The organism is Burkholderia sp. Bp9012 (genome assembly GCF_003853825.1).
GTDB classification, from domain to species: domain Bacteria; phylum Pseudomonadota; class Gammaproteobacteria; order Burkholderiales; family Burkholderiaceae; genus Burkholderia; species Burkholderia diffusa.
Map to the genome: position 1 here is coordinate 1 of NZ_QTQA01000001.1, position 21,879 is coordinate 21,879.

At 64.5% G+C, this 21,879-nt stretch carries 18 protein-coding genes and 1 pseudogene; 13 read left to right on the forward strand and 6 right to left on the reverse strand.

The annotated features are described in order from the left end of the window. A pseudogene (gene glyA / locus DIE11_RS00005) lies at positions 1-195 on the forward strand (serine hydroxymethyltransferase); the annotation flags it as partial. A 122-nt stretch (positions 196-317) separates the two neighbouring features. Here glyA and DIE11_RS00010 read toward each other — a convergent pair. Beyond that, positions 318-1,850: an amino acid permease gene (locus DIE11_RS00010; RefSeq protein ID WP_124620620.1), complete on the reverse strand. Its 1,533-nt coding sequence runs from the start codon at positions 1,848-1,850 to the stop codon at positions 318-320. A gap of 566 nt (positions 1,851-2,416) precedes the next feature. After that, positions 2,417-3,901 (reverse strand): aminotransferase class V-fold PLP-dependent enzyme, encoded by a 1,485-nt coding sequence (locus DIE11_RS00015; RefSeq protein ID WP_124620623.1) that lies wholly within the window; start codon positions 3,899-3,901, stop codon positions 2,417-2,419. Between the two features lie 504 nt (positions 3,902-4,405). On the opposite strand from DIE11_RS00015, the gene DIE11_RS00025 reads away from it, so the two are divergent. The 10 genes from DIE11_RS00025 to DIE11_RS00070 all read left to right on the forward strand — a co-directional run bounded on the left by DIE11_RS00025 (position 4,406) and on the right by DIE11_RS00070 (position 13,861). After that, the gene (locus DIE11_RS00025; RefSeq protein ID WP_124620628.1) at positions 4,406-5,656 is read left to right on the forward strand and encodes an MFS transporter; all 1,251 of its coding nucleotides are present in this window, start codon (positions 4,406-4,408) and stop codon (positions 5,654-5,656) included. 137 nt (positions 5,657-5,793) lie between these two features. Next, complete coding sequence (locus tag DIE11_RS00030; protein WP_059601009.1) at positions 5,794-6,723, forward strand: LysR family transcriptional regulator; 930 nt, start codon at positions 5,794-5,796, stop codon at positions 6,721-6,723. 114 nt (positions 6,724-6,837) lie between these two features. Then, positions 6,838-7,332 (forward strand): hydroxyquinol 1,2-dioxygenase, encoded by a 495-nt coding sequence (locus DIE11_RS00035; protein ID WP_124620630.1) that lies wholly within the window; start codon positions 6,838-6,840, stop codon positions 7,330-7,332. Between the two features lie 41 nt (positions 7,333-7,373). Then, on the forward strand, positions 7,374-8,393 hold the full coding sequence (locus DIE11_RS00040) for a hydroxyquinol 1,2-dioxygenase (protein WP_124620632.1): 1,020 nt from the start codon (positions 7,374-7,376) through the stop codon (positions 8,391-8,393). A gap of 32 nt (positions 8,394-8,425) precedes the next feature. Continuing rightward, on the forward strand, positions 8,426-9,892 hold the full coding sequence (locus DIE11_RS00045) for an aldehyde dehydrogenase family protein (RefSeq protein WP_124620634.1): 1,467 nt from the start codon (positions 8,426-8,428) through the stop codon (positions 9,890-9,892). 7 nt (positions 9,893-9,899) lie between these two features. Continuing rightward, positions 9,900-10,967, forward strand: a complete 1,068-nt coding sequence (locus DIE11_RS00050) for a maleylacetate reductase (protein ID WP_124620636.1) — start codon at positions 9,900-9,902, stop codon at positions 10,965-10,967. Between the two features lie 28 nt (positions 10,968-10,995). Beyond that, entirely contained in the window at positions 10,996-11,871 is an 876-nt protein-coding gene (locus tag DIE11_RS00055; protein WP_124620638.1) for an intradiol ring-cleavage dioxygenase, read from the forward strand. 5 nt (positions 11,872-11,876) lie between these two features. Then, positions 11,877-12,188 carry a YciI family protein gene (locus DIE11_RS00060; protein WP_059504020.1) on the forward strand — a complete coding sequence of 104 codons (312 nt, stop codon included), beginning with the start codon at positions 11,877-11,879 and terminating at the stop codon, positions 12,186-12,188. Positions 12,189-12,191: 3 nt separating this feature from the next. Continuing rightward, positions 12,192-12,527 carry a Rieske 2Fe-2S domain-containing protein gene (locus DIE11_RS00065; protein WP_124620640.1) on the forward strand — a complete coding sequence of 112 codons (336 nt, stop codon included), beginning with the start codon at positions 12,192-12,194 and terminating at the stop codon, positions 12,525-12,527. Positions 12,528-12,772: 245 nt separating this feature from the next. After that, complete coding sequence (locus DIE11_RS00070; protein WP_124620642.1) at positions 12,773-13,861, forward strand: porin; 1,089 nt, start codon at positions 12,773-12,775, stop codon at positions 13,859-13,861. Positions 13,862-13,906: 45 nt separating this feature from the next. On the opposite strand, the gene DIE11_RS00075 is transcribed toward DIE11_RS00070, so the two are convergent. Continuing rightward, positions 13,907-14,566 (reverse strand): glutathione S-transferase family protein, encoded by a 660-nt coding sequence (locus DIE11_RS00075; protein WP_059601027.1) that lies wholly within the window; start codon positions 14,564-14,566, stop codon positions 13,907-13,909. Between the two features lie 120 nt (positions 14,567-14,686). On the opposite strand from DIE11_RS00075, the gene DIE11_RS00080 reads away from it, so the two are divergent. Both DIE11_RS00080 and DIE11_RS00085 read left to right on the forward strand, forming a co-directional pair. Then, positions 14,687-15,502: a helix-turn-helix domain-containing protein gene (locus tag DIE11_RS00080; RefSeq protein WP_124620644.1), complete on the forward strand. Its 816-nt coding sequence runs from the start codon at positions 14,687-14,689 to the stop codon at positions 15,500-15,502. 120 nt (positions 15,503-15,622) lie between these two features. Then, complete coding sequence (locus DIE11_RS00085; protein ID WP_409364558.1) at positions 15,623-16,435, forward strand: hypothetical protein; 813 nt, start codon at positions 15,623-15,625, stop codon at positions 16,433-16,435. A 356-nt stretch (positions 16,436-16,791) separates the two neighbouring features. Here DIE11_RS00085 and DIE11_RS00090 read toward each other — a convergent pair whose 3' ends face one another. From DIE11_RS00090 to DIE11_RS00100, 3 genes are read right to left on the reverse strand one after another with little or no spacing between them, the layout of a single operon-like run. Next, entirely contained in the window at positions 16,792-17,145 is a 354-nt protein-coding gene (locus DIE11_RS00090) for a copper-binding protein (protein ID WP_124620646.1), read from the reverse strand. Beyond that, entirely contained in the window at positions 17,142-20,348 is a 3,207-nt protein-coding gene (locus DIE11_RS00095) for an efflux RND transporter permease subunit (protein WP_124620648.1), read from the reverse strand. Before DIE11_RS00095 ends, DIE11_RS00090 begins: the two co-directional genes overlap by 4 nt. Further along, the gene (locus DIE11_RS00100; protein WP_124620650.1) at positions 20,345-21,874 is read right to left on the reverse strand and encodes an efflux RND transporter periplasmic adaptor subunit; all 1,530 of its coding nucleotides are present in this window, start codon (positions 21,872-21,874) and stop codon (positions 20,345-20,347) included. Before DIE11_RS00100 ends, DIE11_RS00095 begins: the two co-directional genes overlap by 4 nt. Positions 21,875-21,879 lie beyond the last annotated feature (5 nt).

The window sequence follows — 21,879 nt, forward strand, 5'->3', positions numbered from 1 at the left end:
GAAAAGCCGTTCGTGACGAGCGGGATCCGTCTGGGTTCGCCGGCGATGACGACGCGCGGCTTCGGCCCGGCGGAAGCGGAGACGGTCGGCAACCTGATCGCCGACGTGCTGGAAGCGCCGGAAGATGCGGCGACGATCGAGCGCGTTCGTGGCCTGGTCGCGGAGCTGACCAAGCGTTTCCCGGTCTACGGCTAAGACGCGGCAATCGGGTTCGACCGCCAACGCGGTTGAACCTCGTTCGCTGCGACGCGACGTAAAACCATCCGGCTCGCAAACCGCGAGCCGGATTTTTGCGCTGTGCGCGAATCGGTGTCGCGTCACACGCTCGGATCGACATTCGCCTCGAGTTCGCGAATGCGCGCGTCATTACGCGTGTCCTTGAGCATCGGCGGCCCGGCGAAGGTCGTGCGCACACCGAATCCGTACCAGATAATCATCAGTACTGCCACGAACGCGACGAGCACGTAAAGCACCTTCTCGTTCGGCGGCTGGATGCCGACGTACGCGAGCACGCAGGCGCCCACCAGCGCGAGCAGCGCGCACGGCTTCGACCAGATGCCCAGCCGGAACGGGCCCATTTCAGTCCACGTGCGCCCTTCGGCGAGCATCCCCGAGCCGATCGGCATCGCATACGAGATGAACAGGAACACGGCACTGCCCGCGCTCAACACCGAGAACGCGTCGCCGTACAGCGTGACGACGATTGCAAGCACCGCGCAGGTCCAGATCGCGGGCCCGGGCGTCCGATGATTGTGATTCACGCTCCGCAGCAGCTTCGACGCCGGCAGCCCGCCGTCGCGCGCGAACGCATACATCATGCGCGACGTCGACATGATCGCGGCGAGTCCGCACACGTAGTTGATGAAGAACATCGCGAGCTCGAGGCACACGCGCAACGTCTTCGGAATCGGCGCGAGGATGGCTTCGAAGAAGCCGGTGCCCTGCTTCATCGCGGCGGTCAGGTCCGGCATGACCAGCACGAACGTGCACACCATCACGTAGCCGAACGCCGCGGACCAGAACACCGAGCCGATGATGCCGCGCGGCACGTTCTTCGCCGCGTCGTGCGTTTCTTCCGACGTGTGCGCGGATGCGTCGAAACCCGTGATCGTGTAGGTCACCAGCAGCAGGCCGGACAGGAACGCGAGCGGCATGCTCTGTTTCGGCCAGGCGCTGCCGTCGACGTGCGTGTAATTGGTGAAGGTGACGAGCCGATGCAGGTCGAACGCGACCGGTGAGTAGACCAGGAGCGACACGACCAGCGCGATCGTCACGACGAAGATCAGGTAGCCGGACAGGTCGGTGATCTTGCTCGCGATCCTGATGCCGCGTGCGTTCAGGATCGCCTGCGACAGGGTGATGACCGCGATGAACGCGGTCTGATGCCACCATGTCAGGCTGTCCGGACTGACGCCGAACATCGGTGCGATCAGCGTCTTGAAGAACGGATCGTAGGTGCCGAAGTTGATCGCTGCGATCACGAAGATCAGCCCGATCAGGTTGAGCCATGCCGTCATCCACCCCCATTTCTTCCCGCCGAGGATGGCGCCCCAGTGATAGAGGCCGCCGGCGGTCGGAAACGCGGACGCGATCTGCGACATCGATACCGCCACGATCAGCGCGAACAGCGAGCCGAGCGGCCAGCCGAGGCCGATCGATGCGCCGCCGGCCGCGGAAAACGCCAGTTGAAACGCCGTGATGCCGCCCGACAGAATGCAGATCACCGAAAACGACACGGCGAAGTTCGAGAAGCCGTTCATGCGTCTCGACAGCTCCTGCGCGTATCCCATCTTGTGGAGAAGGCTTACGTCACTGTCGGTGCCCAAGTCAGGCTGGATTTTCGCGTCCATGTTCGCTCCGTCACGAATGTCCTGCATGGCAGGACCGTCATCGCTGCCCGGGCCCGGCACGGCGGCCCGCTCCTGGAATTCGTCGGCGGCACGCGACGTCATGGGTGAATGACGAGTCGCTTTCCGGTCCGATGCGGGAACGTTATGAAGCCAAATCTCGCGGCGCTATCGGATTTCGGCAATGCACCTGAAACTCCGGGCGGATGCACCGTTCGGAGGCATCGCATGCCGGGTTGAAGTTTTGTAAGAAATCCGTACGGATCGCGGATGATCCGTGCTTGTCGAACCTCGATACCCGGGGAAAAAATGCCCGCTGGAGTGGCATCAATCCGCGTGGCGAAGCGGGTTGACGGAAGATGCGGCTTCAGGAGACGGGCAGATGGATGCGGAACGGCGCAGTATCGGATTCATCCGGTCACCGATTGGTACGGGGCGCCCGCGCGACGCTTCACGATCCTGTTCAGCGTGAACATTCAGGTGACGGTGCTCGTGCCCGCGCGATCGCGCACCGTGCCGTCGGCTTCGTGCGCGATCGCGGGCGATGCCCGGTTACATACGGGTTGCGCTCAGACCGTTGCGGTCCGCCGCGCCGTCAGGCGATTCCACAGCATCCCGGCGCGGCTCCCGCTGCGGCAATACGCGAGCACCGGCTTCGGCAGCGCATCGACCAGCGCGCCGAACGCATCGACTTCCGCATCGCCGATCTGGTCGCGTTCGACCGGCAGATAGCGCGCGTCGAGGCCGAGTTCGCGCGCGGCGGCGGCGATTTCCTCGAATGCCGGCTGATCGGCGCTTTCGCCGTCCGGCCGGTTGCAGATCACCGCGCGAAAGCCTGCGTTGCGAATCGCCTTCATGTCCGCCGGCGTGATCTGTCGCGATGCGGCGAACCCGGTCGCCGCCGCGGCACGGCATTGCTCGAGCGCGCGCGCGAAACACGCGATCGCGAAATCGACGTCCTGCTCCGTCGTGAAGCGGCCGAAGCTGATGCGCACGGTGCGGCCCGCGGCTTCGGCGTCGAGGCCGATCGCGGTCAACACGTGGGACGGCGCGCCGCTGGTCGAGTTGCACGCGGAGGTCGACGACACGGCGAGCGAATCGCCGAGCATGAACGGGAAGAAGCCGGGCACGTTGACCGTCAGGCTCAACGTGTGTGGGATGCGGCGTGCCGCCGCCGCGTTGTGCGTGATGCCGCCGAGCGCGAGCAGCGCGTCCTTCAGGCGTGCGCTGAGCGCCGCGATCCGCACGGCTTCGCGCTCGAGTTTTTCCGCGGCCAGCTCGCAGGCGGTGCCCATGCCGACGATCTGGTGCGTCGCGAGCGTGCCCGAGCGCAGGCCGCGCTCGTGTCCGCCGCCGTGGATCTGCGGCGCGATAAGGTCGGCGATCTCGCGGCGGACGAACAGCGCGCCGATACCCTTGGGGCCATACACCTTGTGCGCGGACATCGACAGCAGATCGATGCCGAGCGCGCGCACGTCGATCGGTGTCTTGCCGAGCGCCTGCGCGGCGTCGACGTGCAGCAGCGCGCCGGCCGCATGCACGATGCGCGAGATCGCGCCGATGTCGGTCAGCGTGCCGAGTTCGTTGTTGACGAGCATCAGCGACACCAGGCCCGTGTCGGGGCCGATCGCCGCGGCCACGGCGGCGACGGTGATTTCGCCGTCGGCGGTGGGCGACAGGTAGGTCGCGGTCATGCCGCGCTTCGACAGGTTCGCCATCGTGTCGAGGATGGCCTTGTGTTCGATGCGGCTCGTGATCAGGTGGCGCTTGTCGGTCGCGGTCTCCGCATAGCCTTTCAGCGCGAGGTTGTTCGATTCGGTGGCGCCCGACGTCCAGACGATCTCGTCGGCATCCGCGCCGATCAGCGCGGCGACCTGCGCGCGTGCGTGCTCGACCTTTTCCTTCGCCAGCCGGCCGGCGGCGTGCGAACTCGACGCGGGATTGCCGAAGATGCCGTCGGCACCCAGGCAGGCCGTCATCGCTTCGATCACGCGGGGATCCGCGGGGGTGGTGGCCGCGTAGTCGAGGTAGTGCAGCGGGGTGGTATCGCTCATGTCCTTCTCTGGCTCTTTCTTTTCGTAACGGGAGAAATGATACGAGGAGGAGCGGGGAAAAAGGATCCAAAATGGGTTGGCGCTTCGCTGATGCGTGGAAAAATATTCCATCGACGTTGATTTAATTGGAATCGTATCCTGTTGGCTCCTGGTGGCACCCGGCAACGATCCGCCGATGTCCATGAGGGATTCCCCCGGTGACGCACACATTCGCGCCGTTTCGTCCGTGCCGCCGCGCGCTCTGCGCTGCCCGCTGACGCCTCCCGCACCGATGCCCCGATTATTTGCGTTTCGCGAATGGCGCGTTCGCCGGATGTTCCATACCCGATCTGCGTGCGCGCACCTATCGTTCGAGCGTCGGCTGATTGAATTCGACGCCTGCAACCGGAAAGGCGGCCGCCACTTCCTCGCGGCTCACGTCGCATCGCACACACAAGACAACGGACCTGGCTCATGCACGGACGCCCCCGGCGCGTGCAGGCGGACCGGTCCACGGAGACGGACATGAAAGCAAACGAGTGGGATACCTCCTATGAGTGGAAGGCGGTGACGCTGCTGGCGTTCGGTTTCGGGCTGGTCGGCCTCGACCGCTGGCTCATCGCGCCGCTGTTCCCTTCGATCATGAAGGACCTGCACCTGACCGCGCAGGACGTCGGCAACTGCATCGGCGTGCTCGGCCTGTCGTGGGGCATCTTCGCGGCGCTGATGGGCGGCATTTCCGACAAGGTCGGCCGCCGCAAGGTCCTGATCCCGGCGATCATCGCGTTCTCGCTGCTGTCGGGCTTCTCGGGGCTCGCGGGCGGGCTGCTCGGGCTGATCGCGATTCGCGCTCTGATGGGCGTCGCCGAAGGCTCGTTCTGCCCGACCAGCTTCGCGGCCACCGCCGACGCGTCGCATCCGCGGCGGCGCGGCCTGAACCTCGGGCTGCAGCAAAGCGGCTTCGCGCTGTTCGGGCTCGCGCTGTCGCCGATCATCGCAACGCAGCTGCTCAACGTCGTGTCGTGGCGCTGGGTGTTCGCGCTCGTGGCGATTCCCGGGCTGATCCTCGGCGCGATCATGTTCTTCGTGATCCGCGAACCGAAGCGCGCGAGGGAGGTGGTGTCGGAACACGCGCCGGCGTCGCTCGGCCATGTGCTGAAGAGCCGCAACATCCTCGTCGCGATGGGCGCGCTGTGCTGTGCGATGACCGGCGTGTTCGTGCTCGGCGCGCTGCTGCCGCTGTACCTGACGGATTACCTTGGGCTCGGCACGCAGAAGATGGGCCTCGTGGTGTCGGCGATCGGCTTCGGCGGCTTTCTCGGGCAGTTCGGGCTGCCGGGCCTGTCCGACCTCGTGGGCCGCCGCCTCGCGAGCATCGTCGGTTTCGCCGGCACGGCGGTGATGCTCTACCTGTTCCGCGGGCTGGGTCCGCAACCGCTCGTGCTGTTCGCGGTGCTGTTCGTCGCATCGTTCTTCACGCTCGGGCTGGTGTCGCTGCTGTCGGGCCCCGTGGCGACCGAAGCCGCGCCCGTCGGCCTCGTTTCGACGTCGATCGGCGTGGTGGTCGGTTGCGGCGAGATCTTCGGCGGCGGCATCGCACCGGCGATGGGCGGCTACGTTGCCGCACACTTCGGGATCCAGAACATTCTGTGGCTGCCGATGGGGGCAGTGCTGCTCGGCATCGTGGTCAGCTTGCTGCTGCGGGAAACCGCGCCGGCCGTGCTGCAGCGTCGCGTGGGCTTGCAGCCGGAGCTGTCGGCAGGCAAGCAGCCGTAACGTACCCTCGGTCATGCTCGTGCCAGGCTGTCGGCGGGATTGACACCCGCCAGGTGACAGTGTGACGCGTTCGGCATGACCCAACCGGCCGGCAGGTGCGGTTAGACTGCCGGTTTCGCTTTCGGAAAGGGCGCGGTATGGACCGGTTTCTGAGCATCGAAGCATTCGTCAGGGTTGCGGAGGCGAGCAGTTTTGCGGAAGCGGCGCGACAGCTTGGGGTCACCAGTTCGGTCGTGACGAACCGCATCCAGCAGCTGGAGAAGTTCGTCAACGCGCCGCTGTTCCATCGCAGCACGCGCCACGTGCGCCTGTCCGAAGTCGGCGAGACCTTCTACCGCGAATGCGCCGAGGTGGTCGGGCGCGTCAACGAGCTGACCGACCAGATGCGCGAACTGCGCGCGACGCCGACCGGGCGGCTGCGGATCCAGATGCTGCCCGGTTTCGCGCTCGATCACTTCGGCGTGCCGCTCGCCGAATTCAATCGCCGCTACCCGGGCATTCAGCTCGACATCATCGTCAATGACCGTGTCGTGGACCCTGTCGAAGAAGGGTTCGACATCGCGTTCCAGATCTTCCCGCCGATATCCGAGTCGCTGATCGAGCGGCGCCTGTTCGTGGTGCGACGCCTTTTCTGCGCGTCGCCGGCCTACCTCGAAGCGCATGGTGCGCCACAACATCCACGCGAATTGCTGCAGCACACCACGGCGCTGTATTCCGGCTATCCGTCGCGCAACCGCTGGACCCTGACGCGCGGCGACGAGGTCGTCGAGATGGAGTTGCCCGGCATGATCCGCTCGAACTCCGTGCACCTGCTGCGCGAGTATGCGCTGACGGGCGGCGGTGTCGTCTGCCTGCCCACGCTGGTTGCGAGCGACGCGCTCGTCGCGGGCCGGCTGGTGCCCATCCTCACCGATTTCCAGATCGCGCCGCTCAGCTTTGCCGCCGTTTATCCCGCAACGCAGCGACAGGCGTTGAAGGTGAAGGCGCTGGTCGAATTCCTCGTCGAATACATCGGCGACGAGTCGCCGTGGGACCGTCCACTGCTGGAGCGCGGCTGGGTTCGCTGAACGAAGCGATTATTCGCGAATCGCAAATGCCGTAGTCGCGCTCCGTTGCCTTGTTGAGGGGCGCCCTTGCCCCTAGAGTTGAATCCAACAAGCGGTTCAACTCAGGAGACAGCAATGACCGACGCGGCATTCCATACCGTCTTTGGCTCGCTCGACAGCCATACCAAGGGCGAGATCGAAATCACCAGCGGCAGCGCAAAACACTACGCCTTCTCGAACGTATTCGAGATCGCATCGAAGTCGGCTCCCTACGAAAAGGTCGTGGCCGGCAAGAACCTCGAATACGTGATCGAAGTGCTGCGGACCGACGGCCAGTCGCCTTGGTTCGCGTGCGCGCACGACGAGTTCGCGATCCAGATGGATGGCGAAGTCCGCATCGAATTCATCAAGCTCGACAGCCCGCCGACCACCGGCCGCGGCACCGTGAGCGCCGGCACGCAGCCGGCGGGCCGCGAGATGGGCTACGTCGTCCTGCGCAAGGGGCATCAGGCACTGCTGCCGGCCGGCTGCGCGTATCGCTTCGCCGCCGGCAAGCCGGGCGTCGCGCTCGTGCAGACCGTGCTCGGCGAGCTGTCCGTCGAGAAGTGGGCCGACATCTGCCTGCGCTGATCCATCCGACTGCCCCGTTCAAACATTCCAGGAGACACGTTATGGCCACCCTCGAGACCCTCGATCTTTCCGCTGGCTTTGCCGCCGATCTGGTGCAGGCCACGGAAGCCGATGCCGTCACCGGTTACCGCCGCTTCCGGCTCGGCGCGTTCGCGTTCCAGCGCGACGAGTACTTCGTGAAAATCAGCTGGCCTGCGAAAGGCCGCACGCGCACGCATGCGATGCCCGCGGACGCGTTCCTGCGCGCGATGATGCGTGACGTCGCATGGGGCTTCTTCTACGGCTGGGTGAACTTCGATCACGTGTTCGGCACGCGCAATCACTACGGCAAGGTCGACGTCTATGCGGGCACGTTCAACGGGATCCTGAAGGAAGCCGGCGTCGACTACACCGAGACGTTCGAAACACCGACGATCATGGCGACCTTCAAGGCCATGCTGCACGACTGGACCAACGAAGGCTTCGATCCGTTCGCCGCACCCGAGGAAACCGGCACGGCATTCGGCCGCAAGCACGGCGAGAACGGCGCGGCGATCGAACGCACGCGCATCGCGACGCGCCGCATGCCGGGCCTCGAAGGCGACTCGCCGCTGCGCGACGATCTGCCGGTCAACCGCGCGTTCCTCGACGTCGGCCAGGACGAGCCTGAAGTGCATGTGAAGCCGGGCTTCGAAGGCGAACTGCACGCGTTCAACCTGTTCAAGTACCTGTCGCGTTCGGACGTGACGTGGAATCCGTCGGTCACGTCCGTGTGCGGGCGCAGCCTGTTTTGCCCGACCACCGAGGAATTCATCCTGCCGGTGTTCCACGGCAACGACCGCGTCGAATGGTTCCTTCAGTTGTCCGACGAAATCGTATGGGACATCGGCGACAAGAACACCGGCGCGCCGCGCGCGCGCATCACGATGCGGGCCGGCGACATCTGCGCGATGCCCGCCGACATCCGCCACCAGGGCTATTCGACGAAGCGCTCGATGCTGCTGGTCTGGGAAAACGCGACGCCGGACCTGCCGCAGCGATACGAGAGCGGCGAGCTGGCGCCGTATCCGATCGAGTTTTAAGCCGCACTTCAGCAAAAAATCGAGGACGATTCATGCAAACCCAACCCTTCATCGACGGCCGCTTCGTTGACGCCGTCGAGCGCGGCACGATCGACGTGCTCAATCCGCACGACGGCTCGCTGATCACGAAGATCGCCGCCGCCACCGCGGTGGACGTGGACCTGGCGGTCGAAGCCGCGTCCCGCGCGTTCCCGGCGTGGTCGGCCATGGCGGCGGCCGAGCGCGGCCGATTGCTGCTGCGCCTCGCCGACGCGATCGAAGCCAACGCCGAGGAACTCGCGCAGCTGGAATCGCTGGACACCGGCCACCCGATCCGCGATTCGCGCGCGCTCGACGTGCCGCGCACGGCAGCATGCTTCCGCTACTTCGGCGGCATGGCCGACAAGCTGCAGGGCTCGGTGATTCCCGTCGAAACCGGCTTCCTGAACTATGTGCAGCGCGCACCGATCGGCGTCGTCGGCCAGATCGTGCCGTGGAATTTCCCGCTGATGTTCACGAGCTGGAAGATGGGGCCGGCGCTGGCGGCAGGCAACACGGTCGTGCTCAAGCCGTCGGAGATCACGCCGCTGTCGACGCTGCGCATCGTCGAACTGATGGCCGAAGTCGGGTTCCCCGCAGGTGTCGTCAATATCGTCCCCGGCTACGGTCATACGGCAGGCCAGCGGCTCGCCGAGCACCCCGGGGTCGGGAAGGTCGCGTTCACCGGTTCGACGGCAACGGGCCGCCGGATCGTGGAGGCCTCGCAGGGCAACCTGAAGCGCGTGCAACTGGAACTGGGCGGCAAGGGCGCGAACATCGTCTTCGACGATGCGAACCTCGATGCCGCCATCAACGGCGCCGCGTGGGCGATTTTCCACAATCAGGGGCAGGCGTGCATTGCGGGTTCGCGCCTCGTGCTGCATGAACGCATCGCCGACGAATTCCTCGAGCGCTTCGTGTCGCTGGCTTCGTCGATCCGCGTCGGCAACCCGCTGGACCCGGACACCGAGATGGGCCCGCTGACGTCGAAGCAGCACCTCGATCGCGTGCTGTCGTTCGTCGACGTCGCGCGCGAGCAGGGCGGCCACGTGCTCGCGGGCGGCAGTGCGCCGCAGGATGCCGCACTCGCCAACGGCTACTACGTGCGCCCGACCGTCATCGAAGCGAAGCATGCCACCGATCGCGTCGCGCAGGAGGAAGTGTTCGGCCCGTTCGTCACCGTGCTGCGCTTCGGCACCGACGAGGAAGCGTTGTCGATCGCCAACGCGACCGAATACGGGCTCGGCAGCGGCCTGTGGACCAACGATCTTTCCCGCGCACACAAGATGGCGTCGCAGATCGACGCGGGCATGTGCTGGATCAACTGCTACAAGCGCGTCAATCCGGGCAGCCCGTTCGGCGGTGTCGGCAAGTCGGGCTACGGCCGCGAGATGGGCTTCGAGGCGATGCACGACTACACGGAAGCGCGTTCGGTGTGGGTCAACGTCGACGGCAAGGTGCCGCCGCACTTCAAGCGTTGAGGCCGGGATGGAGCGCTTCGTCTATCAGGGAACGCCGTCCCGCGTCGTGTTCGAATGGGGTGCGCTCGAACGGTTGCCGGACGAGTTGTCCGCGCTCGGCGCGCAGCGGGCGCTGATTCTGTCGACGCCGGAACAGCAGCCGCTCGCCGAACGGGTCAGGGGCGTGCTCGGCGAGCGCGCCGCCGGCGTATGCGCGCAGGCCGTGATGCACGTGCCGGTCGAAGTCGCGCGTGCCGCACGCGAGATGGCCGCCGAACTGGGCGCGGACTGCTGCATCGCGATTGGCGGCGGCTCGACGATCGGGCTCGGCAAGGCGATCGCGCTCGAGTCGTCGCTGCCGATCCTCGCCGTGCCGACGACTTACGCGGGCTCGGAGATGACGCCGATCTTCGGGCTCACGGAAGGCCGGCTGAAGCGCACCGGGCGCGATCCGCGCGTGCTGCCGCGGACGGTGCTCTATGACCCGTCCCTGACGCTGTCGCTGCCGCCGGGGATTTCGGCGGCGTCGGGCGTCAATGCGATGGCGCACGCGGTCGAAGCGCTCTACGCGGAAGATGCGAACCCGGTGATCAGCCTGATGGCCGAGGAGTCGATTCGTGCGCTCGGCGAGGCACTGCCCGCGATCGTTCGCGCGCCCGACGACCGCGAGATGCGCAGCCGCGCGTTGTATGGCGCATGGCTCGCCGGCACGTGTCTCGGCGCGGTCGGCATGGCGTTGCACCACAAGCTGTGTCATACGCTCGGCGGCACCTTCAACCTGCCGCATGCGCAGACGCACGCCGCGATGTTGCCGCATACCGCCCACTACAACCATGCCGCGGCGCCCGACGCGCTGCGCCGTGTCGCGCGGGCGCTGGGCGGCACGGACGCGGCCGACGCCGGCCCGCTGTTGTTCCGGTTGAATCGGCAACTGGGCCTGTCGGCGGCGCTTGCAGACATCGGGATGCAGGAAGCGGGCCTCGACGAAGCCGCCGACCTCGCGTGCCGGAATCCGTATGCGAACCCGCGGCCGATCGAACGTGCGCCGATTCGCGAATTGCTTCAGCATGCGTGGGAAGGGCGCGAGCCGCATTGAGCGGCCGGCTGCATCACAGGAGACGAACGTGACGAATGAGCATCATGATGACGGCGATACGCGGCTGACCGAGCAGGTCGTCGCCAGCTTCGACGGTACGCCGAACCCGCGCTTGCGCGTGCTGATGCAGAGCCTCGTGCGGCATCTGCATGCGTTCGTGCGCGAGACGGAGCTGACCGAGGCCGAGTGGATGGCCGCGATTCGCTTCCTGACCGAAACCGGGCAGATGTGCGACGACGTCGTGCGCCAGGAATTCATCCTGCTGTCGGACACGCTGGGCGTGTCGATGCTGGTCGATGCGATCAATCATCGCTTCGCCACCGGCGCGACGGAAACGACCGTATTCGGCCCGTTCTACATCGAAGGCATGCCCGAGCGCGCGTATGGCGAGAACATGGCGTTCACGCCCGGCACGCCCGTCGTCGTGCATGGCCGCGTGCTCGACACCGAGGGCGCGCCGGTGTGCGACGCCGTGCTCGACGTGTGGCAGACCGCGGAGAACGGCATGTATTCCGGGCAGGACAAGGCGCAGCCGCACGGCAATCTGCGCGGCCGCTACCGGACCGATGCAGAAGGCCGTTATGCGATCACGACGATTCTGCCGGTCAGCTACCCGATTCCGACCGACGGCCCGGTCGGGAAGATGCTCGATGCCACCGGCCGTCATCCGTGGCGGCCTGCGCATCTGCACTTCATGATCGACGCGCCGGGCTACCGCAAGCTCGTCACGCATCTGTTCGACGAGGAGGACGCGTATCTGAACTCGGATGCCGTCTTCGGCGTGAAGCCGTCGCTGATGGTTGCCTATCGTCCGCGTGCGGCGGGCGATGAACTCGCGCGCCGGGTCGGATTGAGCGGCGCATACCGCGAAGCGACGTACGACTTCGTGCTCGACCGGAACTGACTAACATGGCGCGATTCTTTGCAGTGTTTGCGACGGACCAGCCCGGGATGCGCGAAGTGCGCGACCGCGTGCGGTCCACGCACCGGACCTATCTGCGCGCCGCCGCGCAGCACGGCGTGTATGTGCGGCTCGGCGGGCCGACGCTCGATCCGCAGGGCGATGCGATGAACGGCACGCTGCTCGTCGTCGAGGCGGACGACATCGATGCGGTGATGCAGTTCGTCGGCAACGATCCGTACGTGAAAGAAGGGCTGTTCTCGCGGGTGGAGGTTCGACCGTGGGACTGGAGCCTTGGCAATCCCGAGCGGAGAGCGTGATTCATGGGTGCCGTGCAACTCTGCCGCTTCTCCGATGTGCCGGATGGCGGGGCACGGGTCGTCGACGAAGCGTGCATCGGGCGTCCTGTCATCGTCGTGCGGCGCGGAGAGCAGGTGTGGGCTTACGTGAATCGTTGCCCGCATTTCTCGGTTCCGCTCGACTTCGTGCCGGGCAACGTTTCCTGTTACCGATCCCAGGTGCTGATGTGTGCGCATCACAGCGCGCTGTTCAGGTTCGACGATGGCGTGTGCATCGACGGACCGTGTTCGGGTGCCGGGCTGGAAGCCGTGGCTGTCGAGGTGGATTCGGCGGCGTGGGTGATTTGTCGGAGCGCTTGATTCGGAAGGTCGGATTGCCCAGCGGAAATCGGGCCGTGCGGTAATCGCATCACGCGGGATGAAATGGAGAATGAGCGGGACTTCATTCGTTCAATTCAATCAGTAAAGCTAATCGAATACCAGTTTTCCGACCTGGATGAATGCGAAGCCGGGCCGGGGAAGTCGTTGTTTCACGAAGCATCGGGCGAGTACCCGCGAGACAGTGGGCGACCGGTTCGCATTGACAGAAAAAAGACGGAGACACAATGAAACTGAGGTTTGGAGCAGTCGCGATGCTTGTCATCGCGCAAGGTGCATACGCGCAGAGCAGCGTGACCATGTTCGGTCTGATCGACAGCGGCATCTCGTATGTCAGCAACGAGGCTGGTGGAACGAACGTCAAGTTCGACGACGGCATCTTCACGCCGAACCTGTTCGGCTTGCGCGGCACTGAAGATCTCGGTGGCGGATATCACGCGACGTTCGCGCTCGTGAACCAGTTCTCGATGGCGAACGGCAGCATCGTCGGGACCGGACTCTTCGGGCGTAACGCATACGTGGGCATCGAGAGCGACCGGTTCGGCGGCGTCAGGCTGGGTAATCAGTACGACTTCATGGTGGATTCCCTGTTTGCGAAGGGGAACGCGATCTCGATGGATCTTACGGGGCTGTACGGGTTCAGGAATGGCCCGTTCCAGCGTCTCGCGCTGCCGGGCAATCCGACCGGCGCATTCGACTGGGACCGCACGGCGGGCAGCAAGCCGGTCGCGAATTCGGTCAAATACAGCTCGCCGACGATTGCCGGGTTTTCCGGGGGTGTGATGTATGCGTTCGGCGGTGTGGCCGGTTCCGTCGGCGCGGACAATACCGTGAGTGCCGGGCTGAACTACGAAGCCGGGGCGTTCGGTGTCGGTGCGGCCTATACAAACGAGAAGTATGGTCCGGCGCCGGGCACACCGTCGACCAGTGTGCGCAACTGGGGCGTCGGGATGCACTATGACTTCGGCGCGGTCACCGCGAAGGCGCTGCTGACCACCGTACGCAATTCGTTCAACGACGCAGGCGTGTGGATGGCCGAAGCGGGTGGGGTGTGGCGCATCCGGCCGGATGTCTTTCTCGGCGCGAAGTACATGTACATGAAGGGCAACGAAGCTGTGAACGACAACCACGCGCATCAGGTCAGCGTTGCGCTTCAATACCTGTTGACGAAACGGACGATGGTTTACGTCTCCGCGGATTATCAGCGCGCGAACAGCGGGGCGAACGCGCAGATCAACGGCGTGCTCGATCCGAACGGGGCGTCGAGTTCAGCGAGTCAGGCCGTGGCGCGCGTCGGGGTGCATACGATGTTTTGACGGATTGCGGGGCGGAACACGCATCGAGGTCCGCCCCGCACCGGACTATCTCGCAGCGGACGCCGCCTCCTTGGCTTTGTCCTGCTCCGCCGCGAGTGCCGCATCTGCCGCCTGCGCGCGCTGGATGGCCGGGCGAGCCAGCACGCGATCGATATAGGCGCGTATGCGCGGCGTCTCGGGCACCAGCTTGAACATCGTGGTCCAGTTCAGCGCAGAGCCCCACAGCACGTCTGCCGCCGTGAAGCGCTCGCCCAGCAGCCAGGGCCCCTGTGCCAGTTGCGCATCGATCGCGTTGATGACGGCATCGAAGTCGCCGTAGGGTGACGTCGAGTAAGCCGCGGGCGGACGATTCATCGAGCGGTCGACGATGGCCGGCTCGAAGCACGAGCCATAGAACGTCATCCAGCGCAGGTACGGGCCGCGCAGTGAATCGCCCGGCGCCGGCGACAGGCCGGCTTCCGGATACAGTTCCGCCGCGTACATGTAGACGGCGGCCTGCTCGGTCACGATCACGTCGCCGTGACGCAGTGCGGGCACCTTGCCCATCGGGTTGATGCGGAGGTATTCGGCGTCGTGATGTTTGCCGGCGGAGAGGTCGAACGCGTGCAGTTCGTAGTCGGCGCTCAGTTCCTCGAGCAGCATCCGCGCGCCGGCCGATCGGCTGCGCGGCGAGTGGTACAGGGTCAGGTGACGGTCTTGCGGCATCGCGGGCTCCGGTGTGCGTTCGGGACAGGTATTCCAATGTAGGACGGCCGTGCGGCTTCGTCTTGGAAAAATCCGCTGTGGCGGTGCATCATCACGCCGTCACCTCAACGGTTCGTCACCATGGCCGACTTGCGTAACGTGACCGAGACGCCCAAAGGCGTCGTCGGCCCGAAAGCCTTCAATCAGCGCTTCCGGCTGAATCGCTATTACCCGTGTGCCGAACTGGCCGGGGTGCTGGATCACCACTGGATCGTCGAATGGGATCTGCGCGACCGGCCGCCGTATGTGCAGCGCACGCTGCCGTATCCGTGCGTCAATCTGGTGTTCGACCGGCGGCAGACGGGGATCTTCGGTGTGGTGTCGGGGGCGTTCGAGACGACGCTGGCCGGCGCCGGGAAGGTGATGGGCTTGCGGTTTCGGCCGGGGGCGTTCCGGGCGTTCTTCGGCAAGCCCGTGCATTTGTCGACAGACAAGGTGCTTCCCGTGTCGACGCTGCTCGATTGTGGCGATGCGCAAGCCGAAGACGCCGTGCTCGGTGCCGAAGCGGATGCCGGGATGGTGGCCGCCGCGGAGGCATTGCTGTTGCGGGTGCTGCCGCCGGCCGATCCGCAGGTCGAGCGCATTCATGCCATCTTGGAGATGCTGCAGCAGGACCTCGGGCTCACGCAGGTGCGCGATCTGGCCGAGCGCGCGGGGTTGAGCGAGCGCACGCTGCAGCAACTGTTTTCCAACTATGTGGGCGTGTCGCCGAAGTGGGTGATTTGTCGTTATCGCCTGCATGAGGCTGCGGACAAACTCGCCGGCGGCGAGCCGGTCGATCTCGCGGAACTGGCTCAGGCGTTGGGGTATTTCGACCAGGCGCATTTCACGCGCGATTTTCGGAAAATGGTGGGGAAGGCGCCGGCGGAGTATCGGCGGGGGGATGGGCGGGGATGAGGGGCAGGCTCTTGATCGGCGACCGCACCATGGGTAACTTCAAACGGTGGGTGCGCTGCCGGTCATTCCACCCTATAGTGCTCGTCGTTGACCGATCTGCGAAAAAATCAGGAGTTCGCCGTGCTTCACATCAAATCCGAGTTGCGTCGTTCGAACTTCGCGTGGGTCGTCGCCTTAGCGATGATGCTAACGCCAGTGGCGGCGCATGCGGAGGCGGAGGCTGTCGACGGCACGGCGCGCATCGCGCCCGTTGCCGATCACGAGACCTCGCCCAGCCGGCCGATTGTCGGCGACGATCCGGTTGCAATCCGGGATGCGCTGAAGAAGCAGCACGTCAGCGCCGCCGCGCCGTCCTTGAGTGCGCGGGTTCGCGGCCTGGTCTCCAGCGCCACCGATCGGCATGGCCCGAACCCCGACCTTGCAGCCGTCGATCTCGATCGTGACGTGACGTTCGTGGTGCCGGTGCGGTACGGGCTGAGGTACCGGTCGCAGCAGCGCCTGCTGACGCTGGACGTCGACCTGTTCGACGCGGAGCGCGACGACCGGACGAGCATCCTGCTCAGAAAGGTCACGACGGGGCCGCGAGGACGAGGGCTCGTGATTGCACCCGAAGCGAAGGCAAAAGGGTACATCCAGCAGGTCGACATCATCGAACTCGAGTCCGGGCAAGGGAAAAAGACCACGGTTCGCAGCCGCATGCGGCTTTCGCCCGCCGTGTACGCCCAAGCGCATGGCAACTTCGCGCTCGTGTTTTCCGGGCGCCTGGTTCGGCCTTACCTGACCGAACAAGTCGAACATGCCGAACCGAGCATCGAGGAGCCCACCGACATTACGACCCGGATCTCCACGTTGCACATGGATCTCCAGTCCATCCGGCTGGTGAGCCCGTCGAGCGGTGTCGTGCTGTCGAAGAAGCTGAGTTTGTCGAAGTAGCGATTATCTTGTGCGAGGTGATGATTCCGATGGGGCTCCGGCGTGGCCGTCGCTGCCGACGCACATTGGTTCTGGTTACGGGTAATCGCAAGTTCCGGTTACGCCGCTGAGCGAGGCCTCCAGGGGAAAGGCACGTTCAGGTGGCAGCAGGTCCGCTTCGCTGGACGCAAGAGTTGTAAGTGAAAACAGGGCAAACAAGAAACCGACGGCAGCGTGCAACGCACGCTGGAGCATGCGCCTGGTTCGGCACGTGCGTGTCGAAGCCAAGCTTCGTCTGGTTGGCAGCCGTTGCCCTCCTTCGCATTCACGGCGCAGGCTAACCACGAGGGTAAGCCTGCGCGCGTTTCATCACGCCGTCAGGATTGCTTCACCAGCTTCACGATGGTGAGCGTCCCGTTCACGCTCTCGACGCGGACCTTGACCTTGTCGCCCTCGTGAATCTGCTTGACCATCTTGGCATCCTTGGCTTTGAACGCCATCGTCATCGGCGGCATGCCGACATTCTCGAGTGCACCGTGCTTCAGCGTAACCATGCCGCTGGCAGCATCGACCTTCTTCACTTCCGCGTCGGTGAGCGCTGCATTCGACGATGTGGATGCCGAAGCTTTCATCGACATGGTCATGCCGGCCATGTCATCGCCGGCGAACGCCGGAGCGGCAAATACGCCGATTGCACAGACGGCGATCGTGGTGGCAAACAGCTTCTTCATCGAGTTTCTCCAGGTTGGGTAGAAGGCATTTTCATGCCGGATGGGACTGCATGGAATGTCCGCGTCTGATTCAGCTTTCGCGCACGACGGCGCTGCAGCAGGAACCAGGCAGCGGGGATAACGAACATGGAAAGGAGTGGCGCCGTAACCATGCCACCCACCATGGGAGCGGCAATACGCTGCATGACTTCGGAGCCGGCACCGTGGCCGACCATGATGGGAATCAGACCGGCCAGCACGACCGCAACCGTCATGGCCTTCGGGCGCACACGCAGCACGGCGCCTTCGCGAATCGCATCGAACAACAATGCCTCCGTGAGAAGCTCGCCGGCTTCCAGCCGGCGGTTCAGCGCGCCTTTCAGGTATAGCAGCATCACGACGCCGAATTCGGCTGCCACACCAGCAAGCGCGATGAAGCCAACCGACGTCGCGACGGAAACCGCGTGCCCCAGGCCCCAGATGAGCCAGAATCCGCCAACGAGCGCGAACGGCACGGTCGACATCAGCAGCAGCGCGTCTGCTGCCGAATTGAACGTCAGGAACAACAGCACGAAGATGACGAGGAGTGTCACCGGAATGACCGTGCGCAGCTTGGCGGCTGCCCGCTGCAGATACTCGAACTGTCCGGACCAGGCGATTGAATAGCCGGGCGGAAGCTTGACCTGTTGCCCAACGGCCTTCTGCATCGCCTGTACCGCAGACTGAAGGTCCGTATTGCGAATATCGACATACACGTAACCGGACAACCGCGCGTTCTCGCTCCGAATCATCGGTGGACCGTCGGCAATCGTGATGTGCGCGACATCCCCGAGTTGGATTTGCGCGCCACGGTCTGTCACGACGGGCAGTTGCCGCAGCCTCTCGAGCGAGTCGCGCACTTCACGCGGATAACGGATATTGATAGGGAAGCGCTCCCGGCCGGCAATCACCTCGCCGACGTTTTCGCCGCCGACCGCCGACGACACGACCGACTGGACGTACGCGACCGACAGGCCATACCGCGCGGCCGCGAGCCGGTCGATATCAACGTCGATGTACCGGCCCCCGTTCAGTCGCTCTGCCAGCGAGGACGTCACGCCGGGCACGCTCTTTACGGCGGCTTCGACTTGCGTCGCGATGCTGTCGATTTGCATCAGGTCGGGACCGGAAATCTTGACCCCGACCGGCGTCTTGATACCCGTGGACAGCATGTCGAGACGATTCCGAATAGGCGGCACCCAGACGTTCGACAAGCCAGGCACCTTGACGGCCCGGTCCAACTCGTCGACCAGTTTCTCCGGCGTCATGCCGGGCCGCCACTGGCTGCGTGGCTTGAACTGAATCGTCGTCTCGAACATCTCGAGCGGTGCGGGGTCCGTGGCCGTGTCGGCGCGCCCCGATTTGCCGAACACTGTCGCCACTTCCGGTACCGTCTTGATGAGCCGGTCGGTCTGCTGCAGCAGTTCGGAGGCCTTTTGCGCCGAAATGCCCGGCAGCGCGGTCGGCATGTAGAGCAAATCGCCCTCGTCGAGCGGGGGCATGAACTCGCCGCCGAGACGGGAGACCGGGATGAGGGTCAGCGCCAATGCCACACCCGCCAGACCGATGGTGAGCCACGGACGCCGGAGTGTTCCCTCAAGCAGTGGCTTGTATAGCCGAATCAGCACGCGGTTGATGGGGTTCGCGTTCTCGTGTGGAATGCGGCCACGGATGAGATAGCCCATCAGCACGGGCACGAGCGTCACCGACAAGCCCGCTGCGGCGGCAATTGTGTAGGTCTTCGTAAACGCGAGCGGTGAGAACAGCTTGCCTTCTTGGCCTTCAAGCGAGAAGACCGGAATAAACGAGAGCGTGATGATGAGCAGCGAGAAGAACAGCGCAGGTCCGACCTCGGTCGCGGAGGTCGCGATAAGCTCCCAACGGTGGGCAGTCGACATCGGCGCCCCTGAATGCTCATGCTCATACGCCTCCAGATGCTTGTGCGCGTTTTCTATCATCACGATGGCCGCGTCAATCATCGCGCCGATGGCAATCGCGATGCCGCCCAGCGACATGAGGTTCGCATTCACGCCCTGGTAGCGCATGACAATGAAGGCAGCCAGGACGCCGAGCGGAAGTGACAGGATGGCGACGAGGGCGCTGCGCAAATGGAACAAAAATACCGCGCAGACGAGTCCGACGATGATGAACTCTTCGATGAGCTTGTCTTTCAGGTTGTCGACTGCACGCTCGATGAGCTGCGAGCGGTCGTAAGTCGTGACGACTTCCACGCCGGGAGGCAACGAGCCCTTCAGGTCGGCGAGCTTCGCCTTCACCGCATCGATGGTCGTCAGCGCGTTCTTTCCCGAGCGCATGACGATGACGCCGCCCGCGACTTCCCCCTCGCCGTTCAATTCGGCGATGCCGCGACGCATTTCCGGACCGATTTGGATACGCGCAACATCGCCGAGCAACACGGGCGTGCCGGCCTCGTTCGTACGGAGCACGACATGGCGGAAGTCATCAAGCGAGCGCAGGTATCCGGACGAGCGCACCATGTACTCGGACTCGGCAAGTTCGATGACGGAGCCGCCCGATTCCTGGTTGGCTTTGCTGAGCGCATCGGCCACCGTCGGCTGAGTGATGCCGTAGGCTCGCAGCTTGTCGGGGTCAAGTATCACCTGATACTGACGAACCATCCCACCGATACTCGCAACTTCGGAAACGTCCGGCACAGCCTTCAGCTCGAACTTGAGGAACCAGTCGTTGAGTGCGCGCAGTTGCCCGAGGTCGTGTTTCCCGCTTCGGTCGATGAGCGCGTACTCGTACACCCAGCCGACACCCGTCGCGTCAGGGCCAAGCGATACGGTCGCCCCCTGCGGTAAACGGCTTTGCACCTGATTCAGGTACTCCAGTACACGCGAGCGGGCCCAATACTGGTCGGTCTTATCGTCGAACAGCACGTAGACGAACGCATCGCCGAACGATGAATACGCACGAATGGTCTTTGCGCCCGGTACGCCGAGCAGCGTCGTCGTCAGCGGATATGTGACCTGGTCCTCGATGACCTGGGGAGCCTTGCCGGGATAGGAGGCCTTGATGATGACCTGCGTATCCGAGAGGTCCGGCAGTGCATCGAGCGGCGTTTCCTTTACCGAGTACACACCCCAAGCGGTGACCAGCACGGTCGCGAGCAGCACCAGGAACCGGTTATGAATGGACCAGCGTATGAGACGCGCGATCATTTGGCGCCTCCGAGCGGTTCGACGTTCATCAGTTGGTAGCCATCGTCCGATTGCTTGAAGACGAAATGCACCGTCTGCCCGACTTTCACGTCGCGGAACGCGGTGGGAGCAGGCTTGTTGAACGCCATCGTCATCGCCCCCCACCCGAGCGCTGGCACGGGCTGGTGAGAGAACGTGATGTCGGAGGCCGTCACCTTTTCGACCTTGCCAGTGGTCTCGTACGATTGCACCGCGGCCGCCGGGCCCGATGCCGGCCTCGCAGCGCTCGTGCCTGCGTTCGCTCCAAGTCTTGGCAGCACGGACTTGAGGCTCGCCTCGGAATCAATGAGGAACTGCCCCGATGCGACAACGGTATCGCCGTCGTTCAATCCACTGAGCACTTCTGTTTCGTCGCCGACGTCATTGCCGATGATGACCGAGGCGGGCTGCAGGCGACCATCGTTGTTCTTCACGATGACGACCGAGCGCTTGCCGGTGGTGATGACCGCTTCGGACGGCACGAGCAATCGTGAAACGTTCTTCTGGCCGGCAACGCGCACGCGCATCAACATGCCGGGAGTCAGTTTCAGCGACGTATTGTCGATTTCCAGGCGTGCCTGGAGCGTGCGACTGCTTGTGCTGATACCCGGCAGGATTTCGCGAATGTGTCCGGTGAAATGCTGCGTCGGGTCACCAGCGAATGTCGCATCGACCGCCATCCCGGGTTGCACGTTCAGCGCGAGCGCCTCTGGAATCTCGACGATGAGCCAGAGCTTCGAGAGCCCGGCAATTTTCGCCAGCGTCTGTCCCGGTGCCACCATCGCCCCGTCCCGAACGTTCAGTTCGCTCACGACACCTGTCTCCGGCGACGCCAGGACGACATGGGTTTGCGCTTTGCCAGTCCGGTCGAGGCTCGCAATAACCCCGTCGGGAATCGACAGCGCGCGCATGCGCGCCCGCGATGCTTCAATCAGGTTGGCATCCATCCCGCCGCGCTTGAGCGCAAGGTACTCCTCTTGCGGCGCCAACCAGTCCGGTACGAACAACGATGCAATTGGCGCGCCCTTGGCAATTCGCTGCATCGGCGCACTGGCGTATAGATGGTCAATGTAGCCGGTGACCCTCGATTGAACGACGTCCGAGCGCGACTCATCGAATTGTGTGGTGCCCACCGCGTCGAAACCGCTCGCTGTCTCTTTCCGACGAACCGTCGCGTAGCGAATCCCGAGATTTTGCTGCAGGCCCGAGTCAATCTCGATGCCGGATGGACCGCCGCCCTCGTCCGCATAGACGGGCTCGAGTTGCATATCCATGTAGGGTGACTTGCCTGGCTTGTCGAAGTGCTGGTTGGGCACCATCGGGTCGTGCCAGTACAGCACCTTCCGGCCAGTCTTCGGGTCAATCTTGTCACCTGAAGCGGCGCTGGCAACTGGAACGGCCGCCGCACGGGTCGAGGCGTGGTGAATGCCAGCGAAATAGGCCGCGCCGAGCAGCGCTGCGCCGGCGAGTACCGCAAAAATGGCGCGCACCAGTGGTTTCTTTGTCATGTTGT

Excerpts from the sequence above, each read along its gene's own strand:
- DIE11_RS00035 (WP_124620630.1), top strand. The coding sequence starts at position 6,838 with ATGACCGACGCGGCATTCCATACCGTCTTTGGCTCGCTCGACAGCCAT.
- DIE11_RS00090 (WP_124620646.1), bottom strand. The coding sequence starts at position 17,145 with ATGAAGAAGCTGTTTGCCACCACGATCGCCGTCTGTGCAATCGGCGTA.
- DIE11_RS00080 (WP_124620644.1), top strand. The coding sequence starts at position 14,687 with ATGGCCGACTTGCGTAACGTGACCGAGACGCCCAAAGGCGTCGTCGGC.
- DIE11_RS00075 (WP_059601027.1), bottom strand. The coding sequence starts at position 14,566 with ATGCCGCAAGACCGTCACCTGACCCTGTACCACTCGCCGCGCAGCCGA.
- DIE11_RS00065 (WP_124620640.1), top strand. The coding sequence starts at position 12,192 with ATGGGTGCCGTGCAACTCTGCCGCTTCTCCGATGTGCCGGATGGCGGG.
- DIE11_RS00040 (WP_124620632.1), top strand. The coding sequence starts at position 7,374 with ATGGCCACCCTCGAGACCCTCGATCTTTCCGCTGGCTTTGCCGCCGAT.
- DIE11_RS00100 (WP_124620650.1), bottom strand. The coding sequence starts at position 21,874 with ATGACAAAGAAACCACTGGTGCGCGCCATTTTTGCGGTACTCGCCGGC.
- DIE11_RS00045 (WP_124620634.1), top strand. The coding sequence starts at position 8,426 with ATGCAAACCCAACCCTTCATCGACGGCCGCTTCGTTGACGCCGTCGAG.
- DIE11_RS00025 (WP_124620628.1), top strand. The coding sequence starts at position 4,406 with ATGAAAGCAAACGAGTGGGATACCTCCTATGAGTGGAAGGCGGTGACG.
- DIE11_RS00030 (WP_059601009.1), top strand. The coding sequence starts at position 5,794 with ATGGACCGGTTTCTGAGCATCGAAGCATTCGTCAGGGTTGCGGAGGCG.
- DIE11_RS00070 (WP_124620642.1), top strand. The coding sequence starts at position 12,773 with ATGAAACTGAGGTTTGGAGCAGTCGCGATGCTTGTCATCGCGCAAGGT.
- DIE11_RS00095 (WP_124620648.1), bottom strand. The coding sequence starts at position 20,348 with ATGATCGCGCGTCTCATACGCTGGTCCATTCATAACCGGTTCCTGGTG.
- DIE11_RS00015 (WP_124620623.1), bottom strand. The coding sequence starts at position 3,901 with ATGAGCGATACCACCCCGCTGCACTACCTCGACTACGCGGCCACCACC.
- DIE11_RS00050 (WP_124620636.1), top strand. The coding sequence starts at position 9,900 with ATGGAGCGCTTCGTCTATCAGGGAACGCCGTCCCGCGTCGTGTTCGAA.
- DIE11_RS00060 (WP_059504020.1), top strand. The coding sequence starts at position 11,877 with ATGGCGCGATTCTTTGCAGTGTTTGCGACGGACCAGCCCGGGATGCGC.
- DIE11_RS00010 (WP_124620620.1), bottom strand. The coding sequence starts at position 1,850 with ATGGACGCGAAAATCCAGCCTGACTTGGGCACCGACAGTGACGTAAGC.